We start from the raw sequence: 12,771 nt of genomic DNA, 5'->3' as shown, positions 1-12,771 counted from the left end.
CCTCTTAACTGATTTTCTTGCCGAAACCTAAAATATCCAATGGGAAGGAAAGCCCCAACGAAACATCTGGTGCATCTTCTGTCAAACCCAAGCCCAAGGTTCCATTCACAATCGTTTCTGGAGACACCCGCACTCCTAGAGAAATTGCAAAAGTTGAACTGGTCTGATCTGCAGCCGAATAGCTCTCGCCCGTGTTATAGCTAAATTCTGCGCCCGTGTTAAAGCTTTGCTGATAAGACATGGTCATCGAAACATCATAATTAAATGAATAGGCAAAACCGAAAGCAAAACCACCGCTAATGCCTGGATCAAACTCTTCAATGATGCGTCGGCCGCGAATTTGGTTTAAACCGGATTCTTTGAATCCATAATTTGCCGAGACGGAAGCAAAGAGAACCACCGGATCAATATACTTACGCGTACTTGCACCTATACCGACAGAATAATAACCCTTACCTGCTGCCAGATCCGTTGCAGCATTAATTTCATAAGGACTTTCACCAGTTTTGGTCGATATATTGCCAAATAAAATGAGTGGTAAACGGCCTGCTTTTAGCGGAAAGGGTTCCCACCGTGCGCCTAAATTAATATCTCCAAGCCCTGCAGTAGAGGTGTCTTTTAACAGATCACTTTTCGCCACCAAAGGTAAGGATGCTGTTAAAGTTAAATTATCTTTTAAACCATATTGAAAAGTGAATGTATTGGTCAGACTATGCGTTGCATTTTCCTGGACACGTAGCTGGTAAAGTTGGCCTTGCGCCATTTCCATATCAAGCTGAGTATCTCGATAATAGGTATAATCAATATCATAATAAGAGGAAATCTCACCTTTTTTAATCAGTGAGTATTGACGTTCATTTGAAGTAAATACTTCTTCTAAATTTCCAGCCTGAGTAGTATCGCCCTCTTGTTGCTGTAAGGCTTGAGAGGCATTGGTGCTTTGTGTTGCCTGAGGTTGGGCTGGCGTTTGAGTTTCTACAGAGGCTGTGGTGTCAGTAGCTATTTCTTCTTGGACTATTTCATCTGCACCCAGCTTTACCTCTTCAACAGAAGATGATTCCACTTGACTGGTTTGAGCTGCTGCAGCAGTCTCAATGACCTTTTCATCTACACTTTCATATTCACCCAATGCTGGTTCTTCAGCAGCAAATGCAACTCCCATTACCATTTGAATACTGAGTACCAAAAACGTTTTGTTCATCCATTTACCATTCATATCCATTTCACCATTTTAATTTTTATAGCCAGGTTCTGGTTTTATTTGTTTTTGTAATACAGCCTTAGGAAATTATATTGATATTCCCCAAATTGCTCTGATTCTGTATTGCGATTACGGTCCATACGGATTGTTGAAGCTTTATCGGCAATTTTATCCATATAAAATTGTGGATATTGCAGGTCAACCAAGGCATAACGGTTAATCGTTGCATCCTCTACATGCCGCATATCGGTGTCTTTTAAGGTCAAGAAATTTTTTCGATATTGTTCTGGCACATTAATTAAATAGAGAGTGTTATTTTCCCAAATATCTTTAAAACGCTGTACATCAAAACTGATATTCCCCAATGCCGGATCAGCTACATAAACCCGTCCATCTTTATAAGCTTTATAAACAACGAAGTGCTTAAATCCTGCATAAGAAATAGGCACAATTGCAGGCTGCCCCTGTTTGACCAAATCGTCGAACTCACCACGATACCCCCCGCTTTCCAAACCTAAAGCAGCCACAAAACGCTTCATATCAAGAAGAGAAAAACTACGGCGCTCAATGATTCTGTCTGTTTCACCAAATTTGATCAGACCATTCATCACCTGCTCTTCATCTAATTGTGTGCCTACATAACCATTCAGCAAAGTGGTGAGCGCAGCGGAACCGCAGCTATAATCATAAGCTTGGCGTACAATTCCCTGGAACTGCTCGAAAATAGCAGGTTTGACTTCTACCGGTTCACGGTGCATACGCACAAAAGAATCATTTCGTGAATCAAGAACTTCAGTATAGTGAACAGCTCCTTGCGGCTGTTTTTTAATATCCAGAGCTTCTTTGGCAGCGTAATATATCAATGCCGAGCCCAACGCAATCTCTAACATATTTATTAACTTTTCTTATCATCAGCAGAATATGCTTACTTTTATTTTTATAGAGTATTCACTCTACTTCCTTGTAACTAGCAAGATACCTTTTTTTTCAAAAAAAAACAGCATTTTTTTATTTTTCAGATAAATATTTATGCGTAAAAAAAGCGCGTGTAAACACGCGCTTTTTTATGCAATATTAACGACCAGAAATCGTAATAACTGCGCCTTTTGTATATGTGCCAGCAGATGGCGAATAATAAGTTTGAAGACCTTGGACTTCCATATCACCAATTGAACCTGCGGTGCGGCTACCTAAATGGATGCCTTTAATATATTGGTCTTTTGCCCCCGTATCATTACTTACGATACGGAGATGTGCAGCCTTACCGACCGTGGTAGAAGGGCCAACATAAGCATCATTAAATACGGAGATATTTTGACTAATGGTTAAATCTTTAGAGTTTGCATCAGCCACTTTGATACTCTCGATAAAGATTTCACCCGCTTCTTGAGTAGCTACAGGAACAGTATTACCGCCAACTGTAACCTCGCCAATAGATTTACCTTTTGTCGAGTTATCAAGGATACCTAGGTTTTTGATTTCCAGACCGCCCACCATTGTTGTATTTAACTTGATCATTGCACCTTGAGGAGCAGCACCGACCTGAATATTCGCATCCATTGTACCGGTTACGATTTCCAGACCACTTAAAATCGCATTATAATTGCTTGTAGAAGCACCACGACGGATAGAAGTCGCACTTGCATCTGGCATAGCATTCGATGCAGCCACACCAATTTCACCAATATTAATCTTTAAACCTGAAACTTGCGCAGCAATATTTAAGAATGCCCCACCATTGGCAGTATTACCCGCATCCGAGTCAATCTGCAAATCAGCCAAGTTCTTAGACGCCAACAGGGAGTCATAGTTTGCACCAATGACGAGACCATGATTTTCATTTACGCTGCCGGCCTTGCCATCACCTTTAATTACAATGGCACCCGCTGTAGCTGTTCCACCCGTAGTGCTAGTATTTAAACCATCATTGTCATGAATAAAAAGTTTATCAATTTCAATTTTTGAAATACCGATCCCGATATTGATACCATCTTGACCCGTTGTGGCGCTAAGAGATGCATCATCCATGGCTTGCATCGCCATCGCATTTGCACTGAAAGCAATTGAAGTCGCTAAAGCTAATTTAGTGAATTTTTTCATTGTTTACTCTCCCAAGAGTACTATTTTTTTGGTTGTGAATCACTCAGTGTTCAGGTTGTATTTTTTTATTTTCTAACAACCCAAAACATCTTTCCTTGAGTAATTTTGCTCGCCCACTTAACTTAGCGTTGAGGCGGATTTTGATCAACTGTCGTTGGTCGCAATCTACGGCTTACCGACAAACGGTATTTGGCGATTTAAAAGTATTTTTTGTGCTGCTTGATATAAAATAATAGGTCATCTCGAAATCTATTAATTTGCATGACCAAGACCTTGTATCAACGTCCTTTAAAAGTTCTATCTCCTTTGCTTGAAGATATGCTATCTAGATTAAACAGCCTAGATCATCTGGTCTATTTAAATAATGATGGCCAACCTTTTATTGCCTGCTGTGCACGGGAATATTTTATTGTTCAGGCTGAACAAGTGAGGGGATTTAAAAGAATCGGTATTGATCAATATCACCCTCATAATATGAAATTTGATATAAATTTCCTTCATGATCAACATACAATGACAAATGAAAAGAATAGTTTTTCAGGAGGCTATGTCGGTTTTATTGGCTATGATTATGCTGCTCAACAGCAGGTTGATTATCCAAATAAATCCCAGCCTGCTTTATTTTTAGGTCAATTTAACTCTTATATTAAACCGATTGCCGGGGATTGGATATTTTATAGTGATGATCCTCAAGCAGACGAGATGTTTAATTATATTCAGCGCCTTTTAATTCAGCCCTCCCATCTGCCAGAACTTCAACTTAAAAACCTCTGTCAACCACGCTGGAATAAATCTACCTATGATCAGGCATTTCAAAAAATTCAGGATTATATTGTTGCTGGTGACTGTTATCAGATTAACTTAACCCAAGAGTTTGTGGCTCGGGCCGAAGGCTCATTATTAGCAACTGCCTCAAAATTTTGGCAACTGACTGATGCACCGTATTCAGGGTATTTAAAAATTAATGATTTTGAATTATTAAGCTGTTCGCCCGAGCTGTTTATTGATTTTGAAGCGAATCACAAAATCGTCACCAAACCGATCAAAGGCACTATGCCACGCTATAGCGATCCAGTTCAGGATGAACAATCGAAACAAAGATTACAATCTTCAAAAAAGGATATGGCAGAGAATGTCATGATTGTTGACCTATTACGTAATGATCTGAGTGTTTATGCGGAAACAGGTTCAGTTAAAACACCAAAACTTTTTAATATTGAAAGCTTTAATCAAGTACATCATATGGTGAGCGAGGTGGAAGCAAAATTGAAACCTGAAGTAAACCCTTTTGAGGTACTAATGTCTGCCCTTCCCGGCGGCTCAATTACCGGTGCTCCCAAAATTCGTGCCATGCAGATCATTAAAGAACTAGAAGGTGCTCCGCGCGGTGCCTATTGTGGCTCGATGGGGTATTTTAATCAGGATGGTACAGGCTCCTGGAATATTCTGATTCGCTCCATTCAGAAGTACCAGCAAGATGTTTCCTTGTGGGCAGGCGGCGGTATTACCATTGCCTCTGATTGTGATGCCGAATATCAGGAATGCTTTGATAAAGTTTCAGCCATGATAGATTTATTAAATACCTGGTATATGCCCAATCTACAAAAAAGCGAATCCTGAGATTCGCTTTTATTAGATTTAAATTTTGTCTCACTTTCCTGTTAGAAAAGACAAGAGTTTGTGTTGGTAAAAGGAGGATTAAAAGAGATAGAATCAGGCCAAAATATCATCTTTCAATGTATTGACTAAACGCTGATTTTGCTCATCCGTTCCGATAGTAATCCGTAGATACTGGTTAATCCGCGGTTTATTAAAGTAACGTACAATAATACCTCGTTCACGTAATTCTGCTGCTAATTCACTCGCATCTTTTGTAGGCAAGGTTACAAAAATGAAGTTGGCACTCGATGGTAAAATTTTAAATCCGATTTCAGTTAATTGGGCAATCAGCTGTTCACGACTGGCTATCACCTTCTGATTTTGTGCTTCAAAATAAGCCTGATCTTCAAAAGAGGCTACTGCCGCAGCTATGGCAAAACGATCCATCGGATAAGAGTTAAAACTGTTTTTTACTGCTTCCAGTGCTGCAATTAAGTGTGGCTGTGCAATGGCAAAACCCACACGTAAGCCTGCAAGCGACCGAGATTTCGACGTTGTTTGACAGACCACCAAGTTTTCATATTTCTCCACCAGACTGACGGCAGATTCAGCACCAAAGTCCACATAGGCTTCATCAATGACAACCACGGAGTTTGGATTAGCCTGAAGTACCTCTTCAATCGCTGCCAAGCCTAAGGCAATACTGGTTGGCGCATTTGGATTGGTGATGATAATCCCGCCATTTGGCTGCTTATAATCATCTACCACAATCTCAAAGTCATCATTTAATGGCAAAGCCTTGGTTTTTACCCTAAAGAATTGACTGTAGACCGGATAGAAACTGTAGGTAATATCCGGGTAAAGCAAGGGCAACTCTTGCACAAAAAATGCTTTAAAAATATGCGCAAGCACTTCATCAGAACCATTACCCACAAAGACATTTTCAACAGCGACATTTTGCTGTTTTGCAATGGCCTGTTTGAGTTCGGCAGCATCTGGATCTGGATATAAACGTAATACATCTGCTGAATTGGCTAACACTTTTTGCACCGCTTCCACCACTTTTGGAGAAGGCGGATATGGGTTTTCATTGGTATTTAATTTTAATAAATTTTGGATTTTGGGCTGCTCCCCTGGTACATAAGGCTCTAGCTCACATACTTCAGGGCTCCAAAAACGCATTTGTTCTGTAGTGATATTTGACATTTTCTTTCTCTTTATACTCAACTTACATCAGGGTAAGCCCTCTCTCTTCAGAAGAGGGTTTGGGAGAGATAAACGCCCAACTGAGAAATTATTTGTATTCTCCCTCATCCTAACCTTCTCCCTGAGGGAGAAGGGGTTTGGTATTGTTTTAGAATGTGGGGAAAACTCGATTATTGATAACGATAGCGTGCTGAACGTGCGTGAGCATCCAGATTTTCTTGCTGTGCCAAGATATCAGCGGTTTTGGCTAGGATTTTCACACCATCTTCAGAGCACATAATCAGGCTGGAACGCTTTTGGAAATCGTAGACACCCAGTGGTGATGAAAAGCGTGCTGTACCTGAGGTTGGCAAGACATGGTTCGGTCCTGCACAGTAGTCCCCAATCGCTTCAGGAGTATAGCGCCCCATAAAGATGGCACCCGCATGACGAATCTCTTCGGCCATGTGCTGCGCTTCATTTAAACAAAGCTGCAAGTGCTCCGGGGCAACCTGATTAATCAGCTCAATAGCTTCCTGACGATCTTTTACAAGAACCAAAGCGCCACGATTGGCAATTGAAGTACGGGCAATCTCAGCTTTAGGTAATGCAGCCAAATGCTCTTCAATCGCTTGCTCAACGTCATTGAGCAGTTGTTCATCAGGGGTGATAAAAACCGCTTGCGCAACCGTGTCATGTTCAGCTTGTGACAAGACATCCATCGCAAGCCACTTGGCATTATTTTCACCTTCAGCATAGACTAAAATTTCAGAAGGGCCTGCAATCATGTCAATGCCAACTTGACCAAACACTGCTCGTTTTGCCGCAGCGACAAAACGGTTTCCCGGTCCTGTGATCTTATCAACAGAAGGAATGGTCTCTGTACCATATGCCAAAGCTGCCACTGCTTGTGCGCCACCAATGGTAAAGACGCGATGTACACCCGCCAAATAGGCTGCTGCAAGGACTAAAGGATTCAGTTCACCATTCGGTGCAGGCACCACCATGATAATTTCCGGTACCCCCGCCACATGTGCTGGCACGGCATTCATTAACACAGAAGATGGATAAGACGCCAGACCACCGGGCACATAAATACCCACACGATCCAGTGGTGTAACTTTTTGACCGAGTGTGTTACCCAAGGCATCAATATAGGTCCAGCCGTCCTGTTTCTGGGCCTGATGAAATTCGCGGATACGGCTCGCAGCCAGCTCCAGCGCCTCACGGACTTCTACAGTTAAACCCTCAAATGCCGCTTTAAGTTGTTCCTGAGTCAGTTCCAGATCTGAAAATTGATGCGCTGGATGTCGATCGAACTGCTGAGTAAGTTTAAGAACATGAGCATCACCATGCTGACGTATGTCTGCAATGATTTGGTCTACGGTTTTTAAAAGTTCAGGATCACTCACTGTTTCAAAAGCCAACAAGTCAGCAAAAGCCTGCTTGAAGTTCTGATCTTGAGTCGATAAACGTCGCATCAATTTACCCACAAGGTTGATATGGAAAAGATTAGTTTACCTTGTTTCCATGTGATTGTGGACAAGATAACACCGGCATTTCAACTTGAACTGATTGGAAATTACTTTTACTCTTGCCAAAATCGGGTACTCAGTGCTGACATGCGGGTGATCCCAATCACTATCATGCTGGAGCAGCCAATTTAAAGCGCCATGTCGTTCAAGTACAATCGATGAATTTAATTCTGCAGGTGCCTGTTGTTGTTTCAGTCTTGCATCGACACATGTCCAGTTATAGCAATAGATTAAATCAGCTTCTCAATCAATGGTAGCCAATCAATATAAGTGACCGATTCTAACTGTAATCTGGAAAAAGACTCTTGTTTGCTTTGTTGCAGCGTTTTCACTAGATTCTCCCTTACCTATAAAATATTTTTTAAAGCATCTTGCCTCTATCAAGTTGGCCGGTATCAATTGGTCGCGGACTTATCTTGACTTAGGTGTTCTGATCCAAATATAAAAAAACCGCCCTCAAGGGGCGGTTCTTCATGGCATGGAACTAGGCTTTTTTTGCCTGCTCACGTGCTTCAACAGCTTGTTCTAGCTGTGCCAAAATCGGATTCAATAAAGTTTGCTTACGCTTAAAACTGGCTTTATTGACAATCAGACGTGATGATACTTTGCAAATCTCCTCCAAAGGCTCCAGGCCGTTGGCACGTAGCGTATTGCCAGTATCCACTACGTCAACAATGTAATCGCCCAAACCGACCAATGGAGCAAGCTCCATTGAACCGTAGAGCTTAATGACGTCCACTTGTTCGCCAAGGCTGGCATAGTATTGACGGGTCAGATTTACATATTTGGTGGCAATTTTTAAACGGCCTTTCGGTCGAACCATGCCCACTTTACCCGCAGTCATGAGTTTGCAGTTGGCAATCTTTAAGTCCAGAGGTTCATAGACATTTTGCGCACCATGCTCCATGAGCACATCCTTACCGGCAACTCCAATATCTGCTGCACCATTTTCCACATAAGTCGGTACATCAGAGGCACGTAAAATCAAGATACGTACCTGCTTATGGGTAGTTGGGAAAATCAATTTACGCGATTTATCCGGATCTTCAAGTAAATTAATCCCTGCTGTTTCAAGCAGCGGTAAAGTTTCTTTTAAGATACGGCCCTTGCTTAGTGCTAAAGTTAAACCATGATCAAAATTGCCCATTACGTCAAAGTTTGGATCATCGTTTCTCATTTCGCTCATTCACTTACTCGCTTAATTTGGGCGCCTAGACCTTGTAGTTTTGCTTCGACCTCTTCATAACCGCGATCAATATGATAAATACGGTCAATCAATGTTTCCCCTTCAGCCGCCAATGCCGCTAAAACCAAAGAAAAAGAAGCACGTAAATCTGTCGCCATGACTGGTGCAGCAGATAATTTTTCTACACCTGTGACTACAGCATCATTACCTTCGACCTGAATATTTGCACCCATACGGGCCAATTCAGGTACATGCATGAATCGGTTTTCAAAAATCGTTTCAGAAATGGTGGCAAAGCCCTGAGCAATGGCATTCACAGCCATCAATTGTGCTTGCATATCTGTCGGGAATTCTGGATGTGGCAAAGTACGAAAGCTGACGGCTTTTGGGCGTTTACCCATCATGTCCAGCTCAATCCAGTCATCACCACGGGTAACTTCTGCACCCATTTCCTCGAATTTTTCCAATACCACTTCCATTAAAACTGGATCGGTATGCGTGGTCTTCACACGCCCCCCGGTGATCGCCGCAGCCGCCAGATAAGAACCCGTTTCAATACGGTCTGCAACTACCGAATATTCACAGCCGTGCAGGCTTTCAACACCTGTGACAACAAGCGTATCAGTATCTATCCCTTCAATCTTGGCACCCATTTTAATCAGCATTTGCACAAGATCAGTAATTTCAGGCTCGCGGGCTGCATTACGAATAGTGGTCACGCCTTCGGCTAATACCGCTGCCATCAGGATGTTTTCTGTACCACCCACGGTTACCATATCAAAAACGACTTCACCCCCTTTAAGGCGCCCATCGACTTTGGCATTGACATAACCAGCTTCAACTTCAATTTCTGCCCCTAAAGCTTCAAGGGCTTTTAAATGCTGGTCGACTGGACGTGAACCAATCGCACAGCCACCCGGTAAAGAAACTTTTGCACTGCCATAGCGCGCCAATAATGGACCCAGCACTAAAATAGAGGCACGCATAGTTTTTACCAGCTCATAAGGTGCAAACTGATTATTTAATGTAGACGTATCTGCAACGACCGTGTCGCCTTCATAGGACATAGTAATACCTAGGCCTGCAATCAGCTTGACCAGCGTCTTTACATCTTTAAGGCAAGGTACATTTCTTAATGTAATTGGAGAGTCAGCAAGAATCATTGCTGCCAATAAAGGAAGTGCCGCATTTTTGGCACCAGAAATGCGCACTTCACCTTCGAGCTTGATACCGCCCTGAATTAAAAATTTATCCATTAAATGATTAAGCTCCAAATAAGCTTGCTTTGCGCCATTCTTCTTTTGTCATCGCGCGAATTGTTACTGCGTGAACTGCACCACTGGCAATATGGGCATTGAGAGGAGCATAAACAGCTTGTTGGCGTGCAACTGGACGCTTACCTTCAAATTGATCATCCACAATACGGAGATCAAATTTTCCGCCCTGACCACTCACAGCAACATCCGCCTCGGGGAAAGCGGCTTTTAAAATTTCAGCGAGCTGTTCACTATTCATCACAAGACCTCTTATAAGGCTAAGGGTATAAAACCAGCCATTTTACTATAAATAGAAAAAATAGTTCATTAGTCTATCCATTATACGCATAAAAAAAGAGGCTTTTAAAAAGCCTCCTTCTTATATTGAGCCATTTAGCCCATTAAAACCTGCTGATGCAAGTGCATTTCCCGATAACGATCAATTTGTCGTTTTAATTTTTCTGTCAGCAGTTTAATTGAGGTATACATATCATCCGCATTGGCATGAGCAAAAAATTCAATACCGGGTAAGCGTATAATCGCTTCGGCAATATGATTGCTGCTGCCTTTTTTTGAGCGCTTGTCTATTTGATGATCTTTGGAGAGTTTTACCTGCATACTATTCACCTGATCGAGGTGTTTGGTCATTTGCGAAAACTGATTTTTTATACGCTCTTCAATTGCTGGTGTAATTGATAAATGATGTCCACGAATTGTTATTTGCATAATTCTATCCCTCACCTTCGTTAGGATTAGACGAGTCCCAGAAAATAACCTAATACGCTTATTCAACATATAAAATTGGGAATTAAATTATTTTACTGCGCCTCAAAATAAAATAGATTCATTACACGGTCATAATGAATCTTTAGAATAGTCAAATTTTTAAGCTTAGATCAAGACTTTTCGTTCAGAAGATGACGGGATATGTAACGATTCACGATACTTTGCAACTGTACGACGTGCTACATCAATACCATCTTCTTTTAATAAATTTGCAATGGCATTATCGGATAAAGGTTTACGTACATTTTCTTCTGCAATCAATTTTTTAATTTTAGCGCGAATGGCCGTTGAGGAAGCTTCACCGCCAGAAGTCGTACTGACATGACTTGAAAAGAAATATTTCAGCTCAAACAGACCACGCGGTGTCAGCATAAATTTATTGGTGGTTACACGAGAAACAGTCGATTCATGCAACTCAACTTCTTCCGCAATATCACGCAATACCAGCGGCTTCATGCCCTCTACACCAATTTCCAAAAATGCCTTTTGATGTTCAACAATACAGCAGGCCACTTTCAAGAGTGTTTTATGTCGTTCATCAATACTTTTAATAAAATTCTTTGCCTCCAGCATCTGGTTACGCAGATATTGATTATCCTCACTCTGATCGGCCCGACGGATCATATTGCTATAAAAAGAATTGAGTCTAAGCTTTGGCATTACATCCGGATTTAAAGCCACATGCCAACGACCATTTTTTTTCCTCACGACCACATCCGGAATCTGATAATTGCAGGTTTTATCCTCGAACTCCTGTCCCGGATAAGGTTTAAGTGTCTTAAGCAGATCAAGCGCACAACGCAGTTGATCCTGATTTAAACCGGTCTGTTTAATTAACTTCGGTAATTCATTACTAATGAGCAGCTCATAATGCTGCAGTAATTTTATTGCATCCTGTCTACAAGGCGTAGTGACAGCTACACCTTCAAGCTGAATCAGCAGGCATTCTGCCAGATTCCTTGCTCCAACCCCTACTGGATCAAGGCGTTGAATATGTTTCAACACCACCGACACTTCATCTTCTTCAACCACTTCCTCATAATCCATAGAGGCAAGCAATTGTTGTACCGATGCAGTAATCTCTGCAATGTCTGTATCTAAAAAACCTTTATTATCTAGTGAGTCAACAATACAGTAGGCAATGAGCTGATCAACCTTGGAAAAGTGTAAAAGATTAATCTGCTCAAGCATATGTTCTTGCAAGCTTTGCTGCCTCTGGCGATTATCCTCACGCTCTTCAAAATCTGCCGCGCTGAGACTGGTAGGTTGATGGGTATAAACATCATCCCAATCTGTATCAACTGGTAAATCATCAGGAAGATGATCTGCATTTAACGCATGGGTTAAATCTTGTTGATCTACATCAATTGTTGAGAGGTTTTCAGTGCTAATTTGCTCTTCAACTTCTTCTAATAAAGGGTTACTGTCTAGTTGTAATTGTATTTCTTGTTCCAACTCTAGGCTGGATAATTGCAATAAGCGAATCGCTTGTTGAAGCTGCGGAGTTAAGGAGAGCGAGTTTGCAATTTTCAAGCCCATGGATAATTTCATGTACCCTCCTATTATAGAAATCTCATTTTATAAGCAATTTTTATGCCGTTTTATTTGTTATAGCATAGTTTTTATAAATTCCACACTCACCTTCACTTATTTATAGTTTTATTGATATTTTAAAGATGGATACCCTCAACTCCTTTCTTTGCACTCTATTTCTCTAGCAGGACATCCCAACCATTGTTCTGATTTTTATTTTTCATTTTATAAAAAAGAAATCCCCCTGCTTTTTAGCAGGGGGATTTTGAATAATGAGCTGGCGATGACTTACTCTCACATGGGTAACCCCACACTACCATCAGCGCAAAGAGGTTTCACTTCTGAGTTCGGGAAGGGATCAGGTGGTTCACTCTTGCTATGGTCGCCAGC

General features: G+C 41.5%; 11 protein-coding genes, 1 rRNA gene and 1 pseudogene. 1 reads left to right on the top strand and 12 read right to left on the bottom strand.

The features are described 5' to 3' along the window. Positions 1-4: 4 nt before the first annotated feature. From E2K74_RS09690 to E2K74_RS09680, 3 genes are all read right to left on the bottom strand, one after another. Positions 5-1,222 carry a hypothetical protein gene (locus E2K74_RS09690; RefSeq protein WP_171478817.1) on the bottom strand — a complete coding sequence of 406 codons (1,218 nt, stop codon included), beginning with the start codon at positions 1,220-1,222 and terminating at the stop codon, positions 5-7. 35 nt (positions 1,223-1,257) lie between these two features. Beyond that, positions 1,258-2,091 carry a C39 family peptidase gene (locus tag E2K74_RS09685; RefSeq protein ID WP_151204347.1) on the bottom strand — a complete coding sequence of 278 codons (834 nt, stop codon included), beginning with the start codon at positions 2,089-2,091 and terminating at the stop codon, positions 1,258-1,260. A 184-nt stretch (positions 2,092-2,275) separates the two neighbouring features. Next, positions 2,276-3,301: a DUF6160 family protein gene (locus E2K74_RS09680; protein ID WP_151204346.1), complete on the bottom strand. Its 1,026-nt coding sequence runs from the start codon at positions 3,299-3,301 to the stop codon at positions 2,276-2,278. 261 nt (positions 3,302-3,562) lie between these two features. On the opposite strand from E2K74_RS09680, the gene E2K74_RS09675 reads away from it, so the two are divergent. Next, positions 3,563-4,921 (top strand): anthranilate synthase component I family protein, encoded by a 1,359-nt coding sequence (locus E2K74_RS09675; RefSeq protein WP_151207303.1) that lies wholly within the window; start codon positions 3,563-3,565, stop codon positions 4,919-4,921. 93 nt (positions 4,922-5,014) lie between these two features. Here the strand turns inward: E2K74_RS09675 and hisC are convergent, their stop codons facing one another. From hisC to rrf, 9 genes and pseudogenes are all read right to left on the bottom strand, one after another. After that, entirely contained in the window at positions 5,015-6,106 is a 1,092-nt protein-coding gene (gene hisC, locus E2K74_RS09670) for a histidinol-phosphate transaminase (RefSeq protein WP_151204344.1), read from the bottom strand. A gap of 170 nt (positions 6,107-6,276) precedes the next feature. Beyond that, complete coding sequence (hisD, locus tag E2K74_RS09665; protein ID WP_161982791.1) at positions 6,277-7,578, bottom strand: histidinol dehydrogenase; 1,302 nt, start codon at positions 7,576-7,578, stop codon at positions 6,277-6,279. Positions 7,579-7,698: 120 nt separating this feature from the next. Then, a pseudogene (locus E2K74_RS14880) lies at positions 7,699-7,863 on the bottom strand (DUF4272 domain-containing protein); the annotation flags it as partial. Positions 7,864-8,104: 241 nt separating this feature from the next. Further along, a complete protein-coding gene (gene hisG, locus E2K74_RS09655) occupies positions 8,105-8,806 on the bottom strand; it encodes an ATP phosphoribosyltransferase (RefSeq protein WP_151207300.1) in 702 nt (233 codons plus the stop codon). Further along, positions 8,803-10,062, bottom strand: coding sequence for a UDP-N-acetylglucosamine 1-carboxyvinyltransferase (murA, locus tag E2K74_RS09650; protein ID WP_151207298.1), 1,260 nt, complete (start codon positions 10,060-10,062; stop codon positions 8,803-8,805). The genes hisG and murA overlap by 4 nt, the downstream gene beginning before the upstream one ends. Positions 10,063-10,069: 7 nt before the next feature. Continuing rightward, the gene (gene ibaG, locus E2K74_RS09645; protein ID WP_151204340.1) at positions 10,070-10,321 is read right to left on the bottom strand and encodes a BolA family iron metabolism protein IbaG; all 252 of its coding nucleotides are present in this window, start codon (positions 10,319-10,321) and stop codon (positions 10,070-10,072) included. A gap of 134 nt (positions 10,322-10,455) precedes the next feature. Beyond that, positions 10,456-10,788, bottom strand: coding sequence for a ribosome hibernation-promoting factor, HPF/YfiA family (gene hpf, locus E2K74_RS09640; protein WP_151204339.1), 333 nt, complete (start codon positions 10,786-10,788; stop codon positions 10,456-10,458). Between the two features lie 165 nt (positions 10,789-10,953). Beyond that, entirely contained in the window at positions 10,954-12,399 is a 1,446-nt protein-coding gene (locus E2K74_RS09635) for an RNA polymerase factor sigma-54 (protein ID WP_151204338.1), read from the bottom strand. A gap of 257 nt (positions 12,400-12,656) precedes the next feature. Beyond that, positions 12,657-12,771 (bottom strand): 5S ribosomal RNA (rrf, locus tag E2K74_RS09630).

Origin of the sequence: Acinetobacter sp. RF15B, assembly GCF_007558235.1 — a bacterium.
GTDB classification, from domain to species: Bacteria; Pseudomonadota; Gammaproteobacteria; order Pseudomonadales; family Moraxellaceae; genus Acinetobacter; species Acinetobacter lwoffii_C.
Note: the sequence above shows the minus strand (reverse complement) of the source record. Positions and strands in the feature narration are given on the sequence as shown.